This window comes from Thermogemmatispora aurantia, from assembly GCF_008974285.1.
Classification (GTDB): domain Bacteria; phylum Chloroflexota; class Ktedonobacteria; order Ktedonobacterales; family Ktedonobacteraceae; genus Thermogemmatispora; species Thermogemmatispora aurantia.
In genome coordinates this window covers 205,406-223,905 of sequence record NZ_BKZV01000007.1, presented here as the reverse complement: position 1 = coordinate 223,905, position 18,500 = coordinate 205,406, and the positions used below count along the sequence as shown (strand labels likewise).

At 59.1% G+C, this 18,500-nt stretch carries 17 protein-coding genes; 12 read left to right on the top strand and 5 right to left on the bottom strand.

The window, feature by feature from the left end:
* Positions 1–165: 165 nt before the first annotated feature.
* Positions 166–753: an acetate uptake transporter gene (locus tag KTAU_RS19195; protein ID WP_112427099.1), complete on the bottom strand. Its 588-nt coding sequence runs from the start codon at positions 751–753 to the stop codon at positions 166–168.
* Between the two features lie 708 nt (positions 754–1,461).
* Here KTAU_RS19195 and KTAU_RS19190 point away from each other — a divergent pair.
* The 5 genes from KTAU_RS19190 to KTAU_RS19175 all read left to right on the top strand — a co-directional run bounded on the left by KTAU_RS19190 (position 1,462) and on the right by KTAU_RS19175 (position 4,964).
* Positions 1,462–2,649, top strand: a complete 1,188-nt coding sequence (locus tag KTAU_RS19190) for an acetyl-CoA C-acetyltransferase (protein WP_151729889.1) — start codon at positions 1,462–1,464, stop codon at positions 2,647–2,649.
* 454 nt (positions 2,650–3,103) lie between these two features.
* Positions 3,104–3,751: a PQQ-binding-like beta-propeller repeat protein gene (locus KTAU_RS19185; RefSeq protein WP_151729888.1), complete on the top strand. Its 648-nt coding sequence runs from the start codon at positions 3,104–3,106 to the stop codon at positions 3,749–3,751.
* Entirely contained in the window at positions 3,739–3,906 is a 168-nt protein-coding gene (locus KTAU_RS21695) for a hypothetical protein (protein WP_170293435.1), read from the top strand. The genes KTAU_RS19185 and KTAU_RS21695 overlap by 13 nt, the downstream gene beginning before the upstream one ends.
* Complete coding sequence (locus KTAU_RS19180) at positions 3,888–4,103, top strand: hypothetical protein (protein WP_151729887.1); 216 nt, start codon at positions 3,888–3,890, stop codon at positions 4,101–4,103. Before KTAU_RS21695 ends, KTAU_RS19180 begins: the two co-directional genes overlap by 19 nt.
* A gap of 24 nt (positions 4,104–4,127) precedes the next feature.
* Positions 4,128–4,964 (top strand): LLM class flavin-dependent oxidoreductase, encoded by an 837-nt coding sequence (locus KTAU_RS19175; RefSeq protein ID WP_151729886.1) that lies wholly within the window; start codon positions 4,128–4,130, stop codon positions 4,962–4,964.
* 120 nt (positions 4,965–5,084) lie between these two features.
* Here KTAU_RS19175 and KTAU_RS19170 read toward each other — a convergent pair whose 3' ends face one another.
* A complete protein-coding gene (locus tag KTAU_RS19170) occupies positions 5,085–6,008 on the bottom strand; it encodes a prenyltransferase (RefSeq protein ID WP_151729885.1) in 924 nt (307 codons plus the stop codon).
* Between the two features lie 893 nt (positions 6,009–6,901).
* Between KTAU_RS19170 and KTAU_RS19165 the strand changes: the two genes are divergently transcribed.
* The 7 genes from KTAU_RS19165 to KTAU_RS19140 all read left to right on the top strand — a co-directional run bounded on the left by KTAU_RS19165 (position 6,902) and on the right by KTAU_RS19140 (position 15,394).
* Positions 6,902–7,741: a heme NO-binding domain-containing protein gene (locus KTAU_RS19165; protein ID WP_151729884.1), complete on the top strand. Its 840-nt coding sequence runs from the start codon at positions 6,902–6,904 to the stop codon at positions 7,739–7,741.
* A gap of 924 nt (positions 7,742–8,665) precedes the next feature.
* Positions 8,666–9,301 carry a Chromate resistance protein ChrB gene (locus tag KTAU_RS19160; RefSeq protein WP_151729883.1) on the top strand — a complete coding sequence of 212 codons (636 nt, stop codon included), beginning with the start codon at positions 8,666–8,668 and terminating at the stop codon, positions 9,299–9,301.
* Positions 9,302–9,575: 274 nt separating this feature from the next.
* On the top strand, positions 9,576–9,740 hold the full coding sequence (locus KTAU_RS21690) for a hypothetical protein (RefSeq protein ID WP_170293434.1): 165 nt from the start codon (positions 9,576–9,578) through the stop codon (positions 9,738–9,740).
* Positions 9,741–10,283: 543 nt separating this feature from the next.
* Entirely contained in the window at positions 10,284–11,153 is an 870-nt protein-coding gene (locus tag KTAU_RS19155) for a hypothetical protein (protein ID WP_151729882.1), read from the top strand.
* A 265-nt stretch (positions 11,154–11,418) separates the two neighbouring features.
* Positions 11,419–12,000 (top strand): cob(I)yrinic acid a,c-diamide adenosyltransferase, encoded by a 582-nt coding sequence (locus KTAU_RS19150; RefSeq protein WP_151729881.1) that lies wholly within the window; start codon positions 11,419–11,421, stop codon positions 11,998–12,000.
* Between the two features lie 125 nt (positions 12,001–12,125).
* A complete protein-coding gene (locus KTAU_RS19145) occupies positions 12,126–12,716 on the top strand; it encodes an RNA polymerase sigma factor (protein WP_112427123.1) in 591 nt (196 codons plus the stop codon).
* A complete protein-coding gene (locus KTAU_RS19140; RefSeq protein WP_151729880.1) occupies positions 12,713–15,394 on the top strand; it encodes a hypothetical protein in 2,682 nt (893 codons plus the stop codon). Before KTAU_RS19145 ends, KTAU_RS19140 begins: the two co-directional genes overlap by 4 nt.
* A gap of 140 nt (positions 15,395–15,534) precedes the next feature.
* Here the strand turns inward: KTAU_RS19140 and KTAU_RS19135 are convergent, their stop codons facing one another.
* Genes KTAU_RS19135 through KTAU_RS19125 form a run of 3 tightly spaced genes read right to left on the bottom strand, consistent with a single transcriptional unit; the run spans position 15,535 to position 18,271 of the window.
* A complete protein-coding gene (locus tag KTAU_RS19135) occupies positions 15,535–16,314 on the bottom strand; it encodes a PHP domain-containing protein (RefSeq protein WP_151729879.1) in 780 nt (259 codons plus the stop codon).
* A gap of 14 nt (positions 16,315–16,328) precedes the next feature.
* Positions 16,329–17,552 carry an NAD(P)/FAD-dependent oxidoreductase gene (locus tag KTAU_RS19130; protein ID WP_151729878.1) on the bottom strand — a complete coding sequence of 408 codons (1,224 nt, stop codon included), beginning with the start codon at positions 17,550–17,552 and terminating at the stop codon, positions 16,329–16,331.
* A gap of 5 nt (positions 17,553–17,557) precedes the next feature.
* Entirely contained in the window at positions 17,558–18,271 is a 714-nt protein-coding gene (locus tag KTAU_RS19125; protein ID WP_151729908.1) for an O-methyltransferase, read from the bottom strand.
* Positions 18,272–18,500 lie beyond the last annotated feature (229 nt).

Genomic DNA, 18,500 nt, shown 5'->3' with positions numbered 1-18,500 from the left:
AAGAGGGGGAAGAAGGGGAGACGGCCAGGGAGTACCCCGTTTGGGCCAGAAACAAAGGGGCGTGACAGGTGGCTGGCCTGTCACGCCGCTACCACTCTTGTCTCTGCTGCGGCGATGAGATGAACCTTGCCTTATAAGCCCTCTATCATTAACGAGTTAGCCAGCTCAGGCCATTGGCCCAACCGGCAGGCGGAACGGCCCCTGACCGCTCTCCAGAATCCCTGCCCAGGAGCGATACCAGGCCAGCAGAGCGGTCACGATGCCAAGCCAGCCAGCAACGTTGGTGATCACCGAGTTGCCGCTGAACTCAGCAATGCCCAGTACCACAAAGGTCAGGAAGAGGAAGAAGAGAACGGCCATCAGGGCTATATCGGTGCGCAGGGCGCTCAGGAAGAAGAGCAGGGTGATCAACCCCCAGGCCAGCATGAACCAGCCCAGGATCGGACCAGTCACCAGCAGCTTCTGCCAGACGGTAAAGCCAAAGGCCAACCAGAAAGCACCGTAGGTCGAGAAGGCCGTGGCTCCAAGGGTGTTGCGGTTGCGGAATTCCCACATGCCCGCTAGCAACTGCGCCAGGCCACCATAGAAGAATGCCAGACCAAGAACATCATTGATACCATTGCTGGAGACAAGACCGGCATTGACAACACTAAGGACAAATGTGGTCAAGGCAAATGCGGCCAGGCCAAGTGGAGCGGGATTGGCAACTGCGGCGGCAGCGGGTTCGCTGCGCTCTGCTGCAATCTGGGCCATTGACGTTCCCACCTTTCTGTCGAGATATTAATGATCAGGCACGGTGTGCCTCGCTTACCGGCTCGGGCACTCAGCTCTCTGCTAGCTTCGCTGCCCGGACCTGCACTCTCCACAGGCGACTCTGCCTGCTACCTACCAGGTAGGAGGTCGCCACCACCAGATGTCGCAAACACCTTCTATCTGCCCTCGCACCCGCTCAGGTGCGCCCTCACCCACAGCTTCCATAACAAGGCATATGCCTATTTATGGATGAGATTGGCGCCCAGCACCTCCCTTTCTGCAGTTGGCTATTGCTCAGTAATTATGACCGCATCAGAGGAGTGGTGTACGTGATTATTATAACACATTTCGCGGGCTGTCGGAATGTGGTTCTACGGCTTTCTAAGGGCCAAACTGGCTCTAGCAGGCTCCTTTACAGGCTCGCCCTCGCAACAAGGGTCAGGAGCATGCCACGCAAGGAGAGACAAATAGAGGAAGTCGCCCGCCAGGCTCGCCCAGGTCGTTGGCCAGAGCAATCACCTCACTCGCCTGGCCTTCTACTTCCAGGGAAACTGTCCGCCTGGGCACTCGCCTGCCAATGTGGTACACTGGCAACAGAACGCGCGCCAGGGCAGGCTCTCTCTTCGACCGCGGCCTGCGCCTCTGTCGCCATCGCATGCTAGTGCATATATGTTGCTTTCCTTTCACCATCAAAGATGAGGTGATTCGATGCCGCAAGATATCTTTATTATCGCAGGAGCACGCACACCGGTCGGTGTTTTGCAAGGCTCCCTCTCGGAGATCAGCGCTATCGATCTGGGCGTGGTCGCCGCCAAAGAGGCGTTGCGACGGAGCAAGGTCGAGCCGGCACTGGTCGACCAGGTAGTGATGGGCAACGTGCTGCAGACAAGCAAGGACGCTATCTATTTTGCCCGTCATATCGCTTTGAAGGCTGGCCTCCCGATCGAGGTGCCAGCTTTGACGGTCAATCGCTTGTGCGGTTCGGGTCTGCAGGCTATCGTGAGTGCGGCTCAGCTCCTCCTGCTTGGCGAGGGACAGATCGCACTGGCCGGCGGAGCGGAGAATATGACCCAGGCTCCCCATGTGATTCGCGGCGCCCGCTTTGGGTTTAAGCTGGGTCAGGCCCCGCAGCTGGAAGATAGCTTGTGGGAGGCCTTGATCGATACATATATCGGCTGCGGGATGGCCATTACGGCGGAGAACCTGGCCGAGCGCTATGGGTTGACGCGCGAGGAGGTCGATGCCTACGCGCTGCGCAGTCAGGTGGCTGCACGTCGCGCTCAGCAAGCTGGCTGGCTGGCAGAGGAGATTGTACCGGTGACGGTGCGCGATCGTAAGGGCAATGCGGTGGAGTTCAGCCAGGATGAGGGCATTCGCGATACCTCGCTGGAGGCTCTCGCTAAGCTGCCCGCACGCTTCCGCGAGGGCGGTGTGGTAACTGCTGGCAATGCCAGCGGAATTAACGATGCGGGCGCCTGTGTGGTCCTGGCTACTGAGGAGGCGGTGAGGCGCCACAATCTGCAGCCGATGGCTCGCCTGGTCTCTTGGAGTGTAGTGGGCGTGCCTCCTGAGATTATGGGCATCGGCCCGGCGCCGGCGATTCGTCAGGCGCTCAAGCGGGCAGATCTGCGCCTGGAGGATATGGACCGTATCGAGGTCAATGAGGCTTTTGCCGCCCAGTACCTGGCGGTGGAGAGGGAGCTGGACTTGCCGCGTGAGAAGACCAATGTGAACGGTGGGGGCATTTCAATTGGCCATCCGCTGGCCGCCAGCGGGGCCCGTTTGACAATTACCTTGCTGCATGAGCTGCGTCGCCACCATTTGAAATACGGGGTGGCCTCGCTCTGTATTGGTGGCGGCCAGGGCATTGCCGCTGTTTTCGAGAATGTCGCTTAGCAGTGGGGGAGAGGCGCCCTGGCACGGCATGGCTCTGCACTGCCGCCTTACGCTCTGACACGGGCGAGATGAGATGGAATCAGAGTCTCTGGCTCCCGGCCCCTATGGGAGAGCCAGGAGCCAGAGACAAATCTTTCTTCGTTGGCTTTTTGTAAGAGTGGAGGATGTTCAATAGGCTTCACTCTAGCAAGCCTCCAGCATGGGGGAGAGAGCAGACATGCCCGAGTCTCATCATGGCTTCTTCGCCGACGATTCGTCTTCTGCTGGGACTTCCTGGACTCCTCCTTCGGCAGCTGAGTCACAAGCTGAGGCTGAGCCGGGATCATCTCCTGCAATAGTGGAAGAGCCGCAGCTTGTCCCTCTGCCCGGCGCTTCGCAGGTGCCATTTCCCTGGCTGCGCTGATGGGAAGAGGCTCGCGCTCGCCGTTGGCTGTTGGGCAGCGCCTTGGACCTATTGCTGCTGATACTGCTGCTAGCCGTGCTTCTTCCTCTACTGCGGGCGGCCTTCCTACTTGGAGCGAGCGCTCCGCCCAGCACTGCAACTCTTGAGTCGGCTGCCCTTCTGACGAGCGACCAAAATCTTCTGCTGACAGTCAGCAGCGATACGCTCTACGCCTTCTCCAGTAAGGGCATACTCTCCGTCGTACAGGCCCACGATGGACGTCTCTTTTGGCGCTACACCCTGCCGGTTGCGGCTTCCCAGTTCCTGCCTTCTTCGCCTTTCGTGGCCAATGGAGGGGTCTATATTAGCGACCCCTGCTTTGCTGCTTCGCCAGCAGTGACCCCACGTGCCAGCCTTCCTTGTCTCCCAGGCTCTGGAGAGAGAACAATTGTAGCGGCTATACGTGCCAGCGATGGCCATCTGCTCTGGCAAGGGACAGAGGAAGGTCGCCTTTTCGCGAATACGCTCATTGATGGGAAACGCTATCTGGTCTACTCGTTGACCTCAGCAGCGCTGATCAAGGCCTTGGAGGCCAAGACAGGACAGGTTCTTTTTGCGCTGACTGATGTGGCCAAGACCGCGCCCGGCAATACCTATGGCGGCGCTGTGACTCTCTTCCTGCTATCCTGGCCCAGGAGTACAATGGCATGTTCTATCTAGCTCTGGAGCGTCAGGATCAGCCGCAGGCCCAGCTTATGGCAGTCTCTGTCAGCAATGGTCAACCGCTCTGGCAACAGCGCTACCCTGGCCAGGGGTTGATGAGCGTTCAGCCGAACGGTACGATGTTGTCGGTACGATGTTGTATGCTGCGGTGAATAATAACGCGGTGCTGGCTCTCGATGGCACTACTGGTCAGTTTCGCTGGCAAACCCGTTTTGCTGACACTATCAGAGATCTTGCCCTGGCGCCGACCAATCCACTGCAGCTCTATGTCAGTACTTCTAGCGGACAGCTGGCAGCCCTCGATAGCAGCAGCGGCTACTTGCACTGGTTGCGTTCGCTGGCTGAGTAGCATCTGGTCCATAGGGAGAATTGTATGCACTACGGATTAGCATTACCTTTATCCGGTATCAATGGCTCTATTGAGCGCCTGGTTGACTACGCCTGTGCCGCCGAGGCTGCCGGCTGGGACGGCGTCTTTTTGGAGGATTACCTGGTCTACTGGGAGAGAGCACAGGTAACGTTTGATCCCTGGCTGGTACTGACAGCGATCGCTATGCACACCAGTCGGATACGCCTGGGAATCACGGTGGTGCCGCTCCCAGTGCGCCAGCCTTGGAAAGTGGCTCGCGAGGCGGTGACGCTCGATCATCTCTCCCAGGGCCGGCTGATCCTGGGCTGCGGATTGGGCGACCTGCAAGATTCCTATTTTGGAGAGAACAGCGATCTGAAGCAGCGAGGGGCTATGTTGGACGAAGGGCTGACGGTTCTGGCGGGCCTGCTCAGCGGACAGCCTTTCTCTTACCAGGGGACTTACTACCAGGTGCGCCCTCTTACTTTTAGACCAGCTCCATTCCAGCAACCACACATCCCGATCTGGATCGGCGGTTTCTGGCCACGCCGCGCCCCAGCCCGCCGAGCTGCGCGCTGGGACGGTTTCTGTCCAGCTAAGTTGGCTGGCGATGGAGAGGATGGCCTGCTGACGCCAGGCGATGTCACGGCCATCCGGCGTTTCTTGCTCGCTGAACGTGGCAGCCTGGAAGGGTTCGACCTCGTGGTAGGTGGCAGCAGCCCCCAGAACCCAGTAGCGGCCCGGCGGCAGGTCCTGCAGTTTGCCGAGGCCGGGGCAACCTGGTGGGTAGAATTCATCTTGCCTTCAGCGAAGGAGGCAGCAGAGACCTTGCATCGCATTCAACAAGGGCCACCACGCTGAACCCCCCGTCACTGCCAGCACCCTGCTCCGCCTCTGAGGCTGCTAGTCGCCGGAGCGCAGGCATGGCGGGATAGAAGCCTAGTCAGCCCGTCGGGGCTGAACCGGTCGCCAGACTCTCCTTCAGAAATGCGTGAAGCCTCGCACAAGCAGGGCCAGCACCAGCAAGAGCGCTGCGAGCAGATTGCTGCTCATGTTCTGAGCCATGAGAGCAAGATACTGCTTCAGCTCGCCCTGGGCGCGGCGTAGGGCCAGGTAGACAGGCATGACTGTGAGAGCGGCGAGTACGCCATACCAGGGGAAGACCCCAAGGAGAATGTCGATGACAATGAGGAGGGCCGTGAGACCCAGCAATGCCGCTCCCAGCTGCCGCGCTCTGGCCTCGCCCAGCAGCACCACTGGTGTTTTTTTGTCCACTTCGCGATCAGCTCGCCAATGGAGAAAGTGATGGAAGTAGAGTACAAGAGTGGTGTAGAGTCCAACAGGCAGAGCAGCGAGGATAGCAGAGAGATTGATACTTCCTGCTTGAACATAGTAGGCACCCACCAGTGGCAGTAGACCGAATGAGAGGAAGATGTCTAGCTCTCCAAGGCCTCGGCCAATATAAGCGAGCCGTAGAGGAGGAGCGACATAAAAGAAAGCTAGCAAAAAGCCGGCCCCAGCCAGGGCAAGGACCCAGGGACGCCAGAGACTGAGGATGAGACCACACAGCAAGGCTATGGCGAAGAGGATCACCCAGAGCCGACGATAGTCGGCCAGCGAGGCTCTGCCGCTGAAGAGGGCCTGTGAGCCAGTGGTGAGTGCTTCGCCCTGGCTCTGTAGCTGGAGCGCCCGGGCATCAGCTCCTGCCGTGAAATCAAAGACATCGTTAACGACGTTGGCACCGAGATGGGCCGCAAGCGCTCCTACCAGGGTGAGCAGGAAGAGACCCCACTGGAAGCTGTAGCCCTCCTGCCAGGCCAGAACAGCCCCCAGGACCACCGGGGCAACCATAACAGGCAGCGTACGTGCCCGTGTCACCGTTGCCCAGATACGTACCTTTTCCATAAGCCAACGATAGCACCTCCTTTTGAGATTTGCTTTCTCTTGTTCCTTACTTCTCCCCGGCGTCGCTCCCCGCTCGGCTCAGCGCCCTCCATCCAGCTGCCGCCTCGCTCGTTCCTGGCTGCCAGCAACGCTAGTATTATAGAACACGCTACCAGGCCACGGGCAGAGATAAGGATGAGTTCCTTTCCCTTCCATCGCAGACCGCTTCTTCTCCTGTTGCCAAATGGTACACAAGAATACCCATAGGTTGACATAAAAATCTGATTAAATATTCTTGTATAATATTCCTTTCTATATTGATAAGACAAAGAGAGAAATATATAATATCATTGTGTCGAGAAATCACCGCAAGCGAGAGGCGTTGGACGGTGACAGGTGGTGCCCCGTCCCTTCCAGGAAAGGAGTAGAGAGAACAGAAGATTGAGAGACGACCAGGCTGACTATCAATGCTTTTTGCAGGACCATCCCCCCGGTCGAGGGAGGTCAACACAGGAGAAAAAAGGATATGCTTCTTGTAATACTCTAAAAACATGACTATAGTCACGCTTCACGAGAAGCGCGTTTTCAAGAGCTGTCCTGTGGAGAAGCCAGCGAAGGAGCAGACGAGCAGCAAGGCCCGGGAGGAAGCGGGAGCAAGGGCGCTCCTTCTGGCTCAGCGCCTGGGTTCCACAGTGATTAGGGCAGAGCAAAGCGCCAGGGTCAGGAGCGCTGATCGACTGCTGTACTGCCTGCAAGCCGGCTGGAGATGACTCTTGCCACTTCTGTCAAGGGCAGGAGCGGCACGCTTCCTGCACAAGTTGCCTGGGGACAGAGAGCGCGTGAGGCAAGACAAGGCAGGTTAGGGCAGAGCGAGCCATACCTGCCATGAGGTTCTGTCTGGAGGAAGGTGTATTATGCAAGGGTTAATCGTTGTGACGTGGGAGCGGTATCTCTATGAGCGCTTCGGTAAAGAATTTTTAGAGGTTTACCGCAAAGCCATTGGCATACAGAGCCACATCGTACCTTTGGCAAGTCGCATCTACAAAGATGAGCAGTGGCTCATCGGCGTCGAGGCCGCCAGCAAGCTGACGAAGCTGAGTCCAGATACGCTCCTCCGCGAGTACGGACGTTACTTCTTGCTCAATGGCCTCACAGGGCACTTCTGCGCCTACCTGCTCAGCCAGGTACGTAGCGGGCGCGCGCTCCTCTTGGCCATGCGTGATGCCCATGCGCAGATGCGGCGCGCCTCATCTCAGCTCATCCCTCCCATCTTTCGCTACGAGAGCATTTCCAGCAATCCCAATGAGTTGTTGCTCATCTACGACAGCCCCCGCCATCTCTGTTCTCTGCTGTGGGGCACCATTGAAGGGGCCGCTGAACGGTACGGAGAAGCTGTTCGTATTATCGAGGTAGCTTGCATGAAGCATGGTGCTCCCGAGTGCAGACTGGAAGTGCAGTTTCTCCCAGGCAAGGGGCAGCCTGCTGAAACGCCTGCCCAGACTACCCAACGGCTCGCGCGGCTGCGCCTGGCCCATCTGGTCTTGCTCGCTCTGCCCGAGCGCGAGGGCATCACACTTTCTGAGCTAGCTGATCGGCTGCGCCAGCGCCAGGTCGAGACCGAGCAACTGCGTCCTCGCTTTTTGTTAGAGGCATTGGAGCATCTGCAGTTCGCCGGGCTGGTGAAGAGTAATGCCAGTCAGGGAAACGAGCTGTTCCGTCGACGTTACTGGCGCGCCCCTACCTCGGGGAAGTAGTTCCCCGGCAAAGCAGTAGGGCACCTTCCATTTTCCTTTCGATGGCTGGCTGGCCACCCGGTCAATGCGCGCTCAATGACGAGTTTCGGCCAGCCTCCGTCACCAGTGGTCGTGCCCTCATTATCTCCCTTCCAGAGGATGTTGTTAGGACCCAGTAATAGTAACATATGTTACCTATTATGTGCTCCGTCCCTCTGATACTCGTTTCTGGCAGTAGTCCGCGCAGCCGAGGCACGATCGGTCTCGGCGTCCTTCCTTTTTGCTCCAGCAAGGGATCAGCCTCCATCACCAGAAAGGGTCACATGGTTACCATACGATTTTTCTACCGCAGAGCAAAGCCCTATCAGGGCAATGATCAGTATCGCCTCAACTCTTCCCCTTCCCTTACTGGTTCTCATCACGCTCTCGCCGACTCAGACCAGAGCCAGCTCCAGCCTCTCTTCCTTCTCTCTAGCATTTGCTTTGTCCGCTTGCCTGTGGGCAACAGTGGCTTTCTCCGCGATACCAATTGGTGGCAGGTCTCTGTTCTGATGGCCAGAGGGCTGGATAAGACAAGGCTCGCCGAGGACGGTCTGGCCACAACCTGGTTGAGCGGAATTCATCCACGCCCTTGGCCGGGCCCCAGGATAGGCCGCCGCAGCCCACAGGCCGCTCGCCAGGTACTCGGCAGTCATCTTCTGGCCCAAGGGCCGCCTCCCTGACCCCCTCAGAAAGAGGCCAGCCAGCATGGCACCAGGCTGCGCAACCCAGCCTTTCTTTAAGCGGGGAGTCCGGGCTTCTATTCTAAGTGAGCCAAGCATTCGGCGCCTTGCTGCCCCGGATGTGCCCTATCTCTCCTCGTGCTTGACTTCTTCTCCCTCCATCGAGTAAGATAGCAAATGCCAGTAACATATGTTACCGGCATTTCCTCCGGGGGGTTAGCCTATGTCTGAGCGCAGTGGTATGCGCTGGTTGCAACTGACGTATAAAGTTCCAAGTGAGCCTTCACAAAAGCGGGTCTGGGTCTGGCGCCGTCTGCAACATCTTGGGGCCTACCCTCTCCAGCATTCGGTCTATGTTCTACCTTTTACTGAGGAGGTTGAAAAGCAGTTCCGCCAGCTCGCCAGCGAAATACGAGAGATGGGAGGAGAAGCCTGCCTTTTCACCCTTGTCGCCCTTGATCCTGCCGACGAAGAGCGGATGCTGGAGACGCTGCTAGAGGCCCGTCATCGCGAGTATGACCAGGTGATTCAACTGGGCGAGCGTTTCCTGACACACGCCGCCTCCCTGGCAGACATCGAGTGCCAGAGCGAGGTTGTCCAGGCAGAGCTAGGCGACTGCCTGGAGAAGCTGCACGGGCTTTTTCGCAGTGCGCGACGTCATGATCTGCTCGGCTCATTGACCGCCGCCAAACGAGCCACAGCGGCTGAGCTGTTGGCCAGCTGTGAGCAGCTGTTCCGGATTCTGGTAGAAGGGGATTATTCACGGGCCCGTCGGCTGTTAGCTTTCTATGGAGAGAGCTTAGCTGGCACGGTAGAGGAGAGGCAGCAGCTCGCCGATTCCTCGACGGTCGCTGGTTAGCTCTAGGTCGGGAGAGTACATGCACGAGCAAGAGCCTGCAGCCATACAGGCGAGCGGTCAAGTTAGGGAAGAGTTGCCCTCAAGCTCGCGCACCGCGGCTGGCTGCTCCCACCCCCGTCAGCTGGTGCGGGTTTTCCAGCTAAAAGGTTCAGAGACTCCAACTCTGAACTGCTCTTATCCGTATTTACAGTAGGATGAGGAGAGCGTGAGCAAACCAGCTCTCGATGCCTCCTCGCAACTATTGCGCTCGCCGCTTGTGGCGGGAGGAGAGGTTATGCAGCATCAACCTCGAAGGCGCACAACAACAGGTGACGCGAGGGCTGAAACCCTGGCGCTACGGGAGACTTTGCAACGCTATCGCCTGCTCCTGGGCTTGCTTGCAAGCGCGGCATCGGCGCTAGGTACCTATCAGCTGCTCCGGCTGCTCTTACTGAAGTAAGAGATCCAACAAAGCAAGGCTCCAGTAAGATTTAACCTCCGGCAGAGCAGGCAGCACCGGATCGGCCTCCGACCCTGATCCTGCTCGCCCAATTGCTGGAAAGAAAGTAGGTAGACCAGGCAGATCGCTACCGGCCACGAGTGCCTGCAGCGTGCCTCAACGGTGAGGCGGCCCGGCTCCAGTTGCCGTTACTATGCTCAGCCCCTTTAGATCGCTCAGATGGCTTTCCCTAGACTTCCCCTCAGAAGCAGAAAATGAGGCCTTGGCGGTGAGAACAGAGGCAGGGACTAGTGGCGAAGGAGATGATTCCACCGCGAGAGGATACCATAGGGAACGTTGAGCAGTCTCCTTTCCCCGCGCAGCAAGCAAGGGCCAACTTGCTTCTTTCTTTGGTTGCTGTTCCACCACGGCTGCAGCCCCTGGCCTGGGACCAGATGAGAGGCAGTCTGGCTTTGGGCTTGCGTCTCTCAGTGAGAGCAGGTAGAATCAGCTACATATGGCCGGGTCAAAGCTTGCCGCGGACAGGGGGACACAAGGAGAAGAGTGAACACACCGCTCTCAGGGTCAAATTCCTCGATCCCGGCGCGGCCCGTGCGCGACAGCAGCCCCCGCCGTTTAATGGTCACCACCGGTGTGGTGATCTTTGCCATCCGCGATTGGACACTCTGGGTGCTGCTGCGTGAAGGGCCGTGGGGACCGCCTATGCGCCTTGTGCTCAGTAATGAGACCGTGACCGAGGCGGTGCTTCGCACGTTGCAGGCGGTGCTGCTCTGGCCCGATGAGGCCACCTTGCTGCAGCTAAAAGCGGGCTGGGTAGAGCAGCAGGTCTATGTCTGGGGCAGCGCCGAGCAAGGGGCTGCTGTCTCTCTGATTCATAGTGTACTCTTACGCGCTAATCGCGATGAGCTGCGCCCTAACTTGCATCGCCACCCAGTCCCTAGCCTGCGCGTCCAATGGACCCCCGTGGCCGAGGTTGAGTCGGGTCAGCGCCAGCTTGACCCCGAGGCTCGCCCCGTGCTGGAGATGGCGCTTAATACCTTACGCTCGGAGATTCAGCGCAATCCAGAGCTGGTGCTGCGCTACCTGGCCGATATGGCAACTCCGCACCGCGATAGCATCGAGTGGTGGCGCCAGGAAACCCATACCGCTCTCAGTAAGGAGACACGCCCGCTGCGCGCCCTCCGCGAACCTCCCAGCGGCGACGGGACACTGACGCTGGCTGAGGCGACGCTACTCTACCGTGCTTTCTTCCCCCCCGATGAGCAAATCGATCTCTCTAACCTGCGCCGTCGCTTTCTGGCCACAAATACTCTGGAACCTTTGGATGAAGAACGCCCAGTGCGCGGACGCGAGCTAGACTGGCGCCGCGTGAGCCGCGCCTATCGCTACCGCAGCCGCTCCGAAGACCACTGATCTGTGCTATAGTTAGTGAGAGTGAGCCAGGAGCAGAGACCGGCCAGACAGTCTCTGACTGGCAGGCAACCGCAAGAGCACAGGTACATCACGGCTTCGCCTACGCTCTTTTCATAGCTCGCCCGCTATTCGTCTGAGCGTGCTTCAGACGCAGGCTGAAGGCGCCTCCTGCGGCTCAGACTGGTCGAGGCCGAGAGAGCAAGCGAGCGCAAGCGAAAGAGTAAGCAAAGGCAGGCCAACAAGCAAGAGAGGAGAGTGGCTAGCAATGGCCAAAGTGACAACCCACGGAGGCGACACGGGCTATACCGGGCTGCTTGGGGAACAGCGCGTTCCGAAGTACGATCCGCGCCCTGAGACCTTCGGCACGATCGATGAAGCCACATCCGCGCTTGGGCTGGCACGCGCTGTGGCCAGGGATCCACGCGTCAAGGACCTCATCTACCGCCTCCAGCAAGATCTCTACCTGTTAATGGGAGAGCTGGCTACACCCCCAGAAAATTATGAGAAGCTCGGGCTGCGCATCACCGCTGAGCATGTACAGCGCCTGGAGGCAGAGGCCGAGCAGCTGAAGCGTGAGGTAGAGATCCCGAACCGCTTCATTATTCCCGGCGATACTCTCGACGGGGCGGCCCTCGATTTTGCTCGCACCGTGATCCGCCGCGCCGAACGCCTGGCAGTAAAGCTGCTCCACGACGGCGTGATCCATAACGGCGAGGTGATTCGCTATCTGAATCGCCTTTCCGACGTGGTTTTTATCCTTGCGCGCTCTGTTGAGGTACGTTCCTCACTGGCAACGTTGCCAGGAACAGAACCACGTCAGGCACCTGACTCGTCCTCTGCCGAGTAGGCCGCATTCGCCCGTTGGCACTTTTTTTCCTGGCCAGGTCTGGCCAACTGCGACAAAATGGCTCGCCTGTGCATTACCTCCCTGTGAGGGATCCAATTTTGCCTTTCACCTGGTGATGGGGACGTATGAAGACTCTGGAAGATGAGTCTCGGCTGACGATCGAGGCCTGCCACGGCTCAACAGCAGCCTTCGAGGCTCTGGTACTCTATTACGAGCCGCGCATCAGGCGCATGCTCTATAGCTTAACCCACGATATACAATTAACTCAGGATCTCTGCCAGGAAACCTTCCTGGCAGCTTTTCGTGCTTTACCACGCATGAAGGGAGAGGAACTACAGTTCGCCCCCTGGATCTACCGTATTGCCTTGAATCAGCTGCGCAGCGAGTGGCGCCGCCGTCGTCGCATCACCTGGGTTCCCTTCACCAGTCCCACGGGCCAGGTCGATGATTTCTCAGAACCTCCGCCCGAGGAAGCTCTGGTCAGCGATGAGCACTTCGAGGAGCAGGTGATGGAGCGCGACCTAGTGGCTCGTGTGCTGGCTCAGCTCCCCCCGGCTTCCGCAGCTTGCCTGCTCCTGGATGCCGAGGGCTTCTCTTACCGCGAAATTGCCGAGATTATGCAGGATTCGCTGTCAGCCGTGCGCAGCCGCCTGGCCCGCTCACGTCAGGCGTTTCAGCAGGTCTACAAACGGCTTGATCGAGGAGGCCAGTCATGAAGCGAAAAGAGCGACCTGATTCACCATCATGTCCTCTCAGCATCCACTGTCTGCGTCTGCTCGATGAGCTTGATGTGCCAAAGACGCCGGCAAACGCTGAGGGCGAGCCAGAGCCTTCGACCCACCACAGGGACGAGTTTGAGCTACTGAGTCGACTGCGGCGTCATCTCCCTGAATGCCAGATCTGTTCTAGTCTCGTTGCCCAGGCGCGCCATGAGCGTGATCACCAGCGCCAGCTGCTGCGTCAGTTTCTGGAGGACGCAGAGCACCGTACGCCTTCAACCCAGGAGCTGATCATGCAAGCGATCCGCTCTAGTCAGACATCGGCTGAGGCTGAACAGGAGTCGCTGGCGACGCTCAATCACGCCGACCACAGCGGCCAGAACCAGCATCGCCGGCTCCCTTTTGCGGTTCTTAGCCGGCTTCCTGAGCTGACCGCTCAGCAACCTGCCGTTCCTCGCGCCCCTCGGCGCTCGCCGCTGCTGGAAACGCTGGTCCTGGCGGCTGTCATCCTGGTGGTGCTCCTGACAACCGGCAGTCTAGGTTATCTCTTGCTACGTGATACTTCCTCCCAGGCGCCCGCCTCCTCACCCCCAACAGCTATCTCGGTAAATGCCTCCTACCAGAGCCTGGTCTGGAAGGCGATCGCGATGGTCGATCCTTTCCCCGATGGCACTGGCCGCTATCACCTCTATAACTATGATCCTTTCAGCGGCCAGAAGCGTCTCCTGACCAGCACCTGCTGCGACGCTACTTCCGCCGTCGACGGCATCGCTCACAGCGGGCGCGATCTGCTCTATCATGACACGCAGGGAAAGGCGCGTCTCTTCCGGACACTTTCCCATCCTGAGCCGCTCTTCAGCTGCAGCTGTAGCCAGAGCAGCGCCGTCTGGACAACCGATGACAGCCATCTTTTGATCAGCGCTGGTAGCGAGCTTTTCCTGGTCAATCTGTCTGGTAACAGCGAACCAATCTATTCATCAGATTTATTACAAAATAGTACACTCGCATTCTATTACAACGATTTTCTGTTCTTCATACATCAAGAAAAAGAGAAGGAGGTGCTGTATCGTCTCGATCTGGCTAACGGGGAAATACGCTCAATTGCATCCCGGCCCCTGACGACGGATCAAGGTGTGCCCGCTTCCACCTCCAGCAGACGCAATGCGTGGTTGCTTAACCCGACCGGCTCGACCATCTACTACAGTGCGGGCAGTGGCCTGGGAGCAACCCTCTACATGGTCAATAGCGATGGGAGCAATCTGCACTCGCTCAACCGACACGGTATCCCACTCGGCTTCGCCGAGGATAACCGCCTGCTTTTCTTGCAGGAGACGAATGGCGCCTTTGAGGTGCGTAAGCTGGGCGCCACCCCCCAGCAAGACCAGCTCGTGGTAGTCAACGCGGCCCCAGGGGCCAGGAGCGTTCTGACCAACGGGCTGGCCCTCGCTCCCTACGGCTGGGCCTTGCTGACGGAGGCCCTTTATCCCGATCACTCACTGCGTCTCTGGGCCACCAACCTGATGACGCATGCCCAAAAACTGCTCCTCTCCGTGCCAGCGGCCCAGGTCTCTCAGCTAGGTACGCCACAACTGGTCGGTTGGGATCAGCTCCCCGTGAGCAATGAGGCTACTCCCACCCCCTCGACAAACCAGACCCCGGGGAATACCCTCCTGAATGATGATTGGAATGGCCTGTTGCTGGTCTCGGGCGACCAGAGCGGGCAGCTGACTGTCAGCAACTATAACTATGCCAGCGGGCAGCTGCTGCAGCTGCTCTCGGCCTTACCAGCCCAGACGGAGATCGACGGAATCTCGCCCGATGGCAGCTCCCTGGCTTATCACATCCCGAGCACGTCTCAGACGGATTACTACGTTTTGGATCTGCGCATGACGCCGCCACTCATACGCTTCCAATACCACGTCTCCGGCAGCGGTGGCAACGCCATCTGGCTCAATGCTCAAACGCTGCTGCTCAATACACCCACCGCTCTGTTGCGGGTCAATATGCAGCAATTGCAGCCCAAGGCAGTCATGGCCGCGCTGCCAGACACGCGCCTGGCCTTCTACAGCGCGCCGTACTTGTACTTTGTGGGGCGCGTCGGCAGTAACCAGCAAGCGCTTTTCCGCCTGCCCCTCGGGGGAACATTTGACCAGCGGCAGGCAATTACGCCGCCGGTTCAGAGGGCCAGCACCGATTTCTGGCTCAGTCCTGACGGGCGCACTATCTACTATGTCAATTATCATTCTGAGGCTCCGGGTATCTACGCTGTTGACAGCGATGGAGGGAACCGCCATCGTCTGCGTCCTTGGGGAGTCCCCATCGGCTATGCGGAGGATAATTCGCTCATGGTCATGCGCTATCGCCAGGGCAGCTTTGAGGTGGTAAAGCTGGGCCTGACTCCAGCCCAGGACCAGGTGCTGCTCCAGAATGCCGCCCCCGGTGCGAGCACCCTCTGCGCGGGTCGCCCCATCCCAGCTACACCGGTCGATGCCGAGCTGATCTGCTCGAATAATGTAGCCCTGGCCCCCTATGGTCATCACCTGGTCGTGCAAGCCTACTACCCTGACGGGCATTCCACCCTACTGGCCTATAATCTGGATAACGGCCAGCAGCTCTCAGCTCAGGCTGCACCGACGAGCAAGCTGATCGGCTATAACCGCTATCCGCCTGCCTGAGCTAAAGCAAGCGTTGCTGTCTACCTCTCAGGGCGGGCTGACCGCTGATCGACGAGGATCGGGATCAGCCCGCTCACTCAAACGCCGCCAGGGCGACTGACGGCTTCTAGCTCCTCGGGTCCTTTCCGATTCGCGCTCTCTCAGAGGCGATACTCCTCAGCGTTCATATTGCGCCAGATACGAATCCGCTGAATGCCGGCCTCGCGTAGCAGCTGCTCACTGGCCTCGTGGCTGGTGGCCAGGCTCGACGGATAGTGAGCATCTGAGCCGACGCTCACCGGCGTTCCCTGCAAAGCACAGGCTCGTATGAGACGGCGCACTAGCTGGGGATAGGTGGCGACATCGAAGCCATTGATTTCGAGGGCCACATCACAACGTGTGGCCTCGGCAGCAAGTTGCTCCAGCTCCTCATCGATATTGGCGGGCAAGTGCCGATTCTCAACGAACAATCTGACTGGATGACTGACAACACTAAAGAAGCCCGAGCAGACAGCCTGACGCAGCAACTCCATATAGCGCTGCCAGGCTCGTTCTGCCTGGGCCGCTTCCCCCCAGCCTTCCTCGTTCTCCAATTGTTTTCCATCAATCTCATGAACCGAGCCAATGAGAAAATCCCAAGGGTAGCCCTGCAGCAGCTCACGCACTGCCTCAATTTTGTCAGGAATAAAATCGATCTCCAATCCCAGACGGACGTCGAACCGCAGAGACCGCCCTGCCTCCTGCACACTCTCAATATAGTCAACCAGGGCCATCTCTGGCCCCTCCAGCGGCATATGCGCAAGGAGCGGACGTATCTCGCGCATCTGAAAGACATGCTCTGAGAGACCCAGCACGCGCAATCCCCGCTCCCGGGCCTCGCTCACCATCGCTCTGGCTGAACTACGGGAAACATGGCTATGAAAGTCCGTATCAATCGTCATTGCCTCTCCTCTGTTTAAAGCAGCCGCGTCGCAGGCAGCAATCGGCCCTCGCGAAAGCGGTGGAGGCCGAACTGCTCGATATCGAGCATACTGCTTTTGCCGGTGATCAGGTAGTCGATCAGGAGCTGTGCCGCTAGCGGAGCATGCATCAAGCCATGCCCAGAGAAGCCGCAGGCGCAGAGGAAGCCCTCGACCTCGGTTGGACCCAGCACCGGGTGCTCATCCGGCGTCATCTCATAGAGGCCGGCCCAGGCCCTTCGGAGGCGCAGACCCGCTAGCGCCGGAAAGCGGCGGGGGATGACACGCTCTATCTGGGGCCAGACGCCAGGATCAAGCCTCAGGTCAAAAGCCGTCGTCTCCAGAGCACGGCTGGCCGCCTGCTCCGCGGGAGAAGGCTGATGGGGCAAACCCAGGAGCAGGCCACCATCGCGCCAGCGAAAATGGAAGCCTGTTGCCTGGTCTACCACCATCGGCAGCTCAGCTGGCAGCCCAGCGACCGCCTCACAGAGATAGAGCTGACGTCGTAAAGGATAGACTGGGAGATCATTAATCCCGACCAAGCGCGCCGTCAAGGCCGCATAGACACCAGTGGCATTGACGACCAGAGGCGTAGCCAGTGTCCCCTGCGAGGTCTGTACGGCTTGGACGCGCCCCCGAGTCGTCTGAATGGCCAGGACAGGACACTGCTCGTAGACTTCCACGCCCAGCCGACGCGCTGCCCCCATGAGCGCGCGCGTCATGGCGGCGGGGTCCGTGTAGCCGTCGGTCGGGCAGAAGCTGGCGCCGCGCAGATCTTCTGTGATCAGTGACAACCCCGGCCAGCGCGCCACCACCTCCATTGGCGTCAGCAGCTCACTGGGAACGCCAAGCCGCTGCTGGAGGGCAACATAGCCCTGCATAGCCTGCCAGGCTTCATCGTCACTGACCAGGAACAGGTAACCATACTGGTAGAATGGGGGAGGAGGCGGGAAGGCTGGAACCGCTTCGGCCTGCATCTCTGCAATGAACTGACGATAGAAGCGCAGGCCCTCACGGGCGAAGATAATATCCAGCTCGTCGGCGAACTGTTGACGTAGCCCTCCCGTAGCACGTCCAATCGAGCCAGAGGCCACAGTCTCGCGCTCCAGAACAACTACCTCACGCATTCCACGGCGGGCGAGCTGATAGGCCAGGACTGCGCCCATAATGCCACCGCCAATAATGGTGATGGCTGCCGTTTTGGCTGCGCCGCTCGCCACAGCGATCACCCCTCACGCACCAGGGTTACCGTGAACCCGTCGCGATAGCCCTCATCGATATTGAGAGCCAGCGAGAAGAGACGGGGGTCGCTTGTAATGCGCCGACAATACTCGACGATGCCCGCCGTAACCTCGTCCACAGGCTCATGGATGAAGCGCCCATCTCGCAGGCAGTTGTCGGCCACAATGATGGTGCCAGGATGGCTGAGTCGCAAGGCCCAGTCGAGATAGCGCGGATAGGGCGGCTTGTCAGCATCGATAAAGATCAGGTCAAACGGTCCCGCGCCTTCATCGACGAGTGCAGGGAGCAGCTCCAAGGCCCGCCCAAGACGGATCTCTACTCGTTCGCTTACGCCAGCATGCTCAAAGACACGACGCGCAACGCTCGCATGCTGGGGATTCATCTCTAGCGTGATCAGGCGCCCATCCGGTGGCAAGGCGCGCGCCAGCCAGAGACCGCTATAGCCCCCCAGCGTGCCAATCTCCAGGATGGTGTGGGCTTGAGAGACAAGCGCTAGAAACTGCAAGAGCTTGCCCTCGATAGGGGAAATATTGATCTGCGGCAGCCCGGCCTCTGCGCTGGCCTGGAGGGCATACCGCAGCGCTTCGTCCTCCGGGGCAAAGACACGATTAATCTGCTCCTCAAGCTCATGCTGGATCTGCACCAGCCGGCGCAGACTCAGCAACTCTTCCTCAGCCGTTGGCCGTTGCTCACGCATTTCGCTCAAGTTGCTCTGCTCCTTTATCTGGGCATGATCTGCCGCCAGCACCAGGTGAGCCGAAGCGCCAACCACGCCCACCACCATAGCGCCCGGCTCTTGAGAGCAGCATCAGCATCACTGGTAGCCAGCACCGAGGGCACTTCCCAGCCTTGTTGACGCTTTCGCTCCCGACCTGCTCTCATTGTATGGCTGTCGGTCAACCAGTGTCAACCTGACCTCAGCGCCC

What these genes read in the sequence shown, in the direction of transcription:
- KTAU_RS19195 (WP_112427099.1), bottom strand. Translation starts at nt 753, where the DNA reads ATGGCCCAGATTGCAGCAGAGCGCAGCGAACCCGCTGCCGCCGCAGTT.
- KTAU_RS19190 (WP_151729889.1), top strand. Translation starts at nt 1,462, where the DNA reads ATGCCGCAAGATATCTTTATTATCGCAGGAGCACGCACACCGGTCGGT.
- KTAU_RS21695 (WP_170293435.1), top strand. Translation starts at nt 3,739, where the DNA reads ATGTTCTATCTAGCTCTGGAGCGTCAGGATCAGCCGCAGGCCCAGCTT.
- KTAU_RS19180 (WP_151729887.1), top strand. Translation starts at nt 3,888, where the DNA reads ATGTTGTATGCTGCGGTGAATAATAACGCGGTGCTGGCTCTCGATGGC.
- KTAU_RS19175 (WP_151729886.1), top strand. Translation starts at nt 4,128, where the DNA reads ATGCACTACGGATTAGCATTACCTTTATCCGGTATCAATGGCTCTATT.
- KTAU_RS19170 (WP_151729885.1), bottom strand. Translation starts at nt 6,008, where the DNA reads ATGGAAAAGGTACGTATCTGGGCAACGGTGACACGGGCACGTACGCTG.
- KTAU_RS19165 (WP_151729884.1), top strand. Translation starts at nt 6,902, where the DNA reads ATGCAAGGGTTAATCGTTGTGACGTGGGAGCGGTATCTCTATGAGCGC.
- KTAU_RS19160 (WP_151729883.1), top strand. Translation starts at nt 8,666, where the DNA reads ATGTCTGAGCGCAGTGGTATGCGCTGGTTGCAACTGACGTATAAAGTT.
- KTAU_RS21690 (WP_170293434.1), top strand. Translation starts at nt 9,576, where the DNA reads ATGCAGCATCAACCTCGAAGGCGCACAACAACAGGTGACGCGAGGGCT.
- KTAU_RS19150 (WP_151729881.1), top strand. Translation starts at nt 11,419, where the DNA reads ATGGCCAAAGTGACAACCCACGGAGGCGACACGGGCTATACCGGGCTG.
- KTAU_RS19145 (WP_112427123.1), top strand. Translation starts at nt 12,126, where the DNA reads ATGAAGACTCTGGAAGATGAGTCTCGGCTGACGATCGAGGCCTGCCAC.
- KTAU_RS19140 (WP_151729880.1), top strand. Translation starts at nt 12,713, where the DNA reads ATGAAGCGAAAAGAGCGACCTGATTCACCATCATGTCCTCTCAGCATC.
- KTAU_RS19135 (WP_151729879.1), bottom strand. Translation starts at nt 16,314, where the DNA reads ATGACGATTGATACGGACTTTCATAGCCATGTTTCCCGTAGTTCAGCC.
- KTAU_RS19125 (WP_151729908.1), bottom strand. Translation starts at nt 18,271, where the DNA reads ATGCGTGAGCAACGGCCAACGGCTGAGGAAGAGTTGCTGAGTCTGCGC.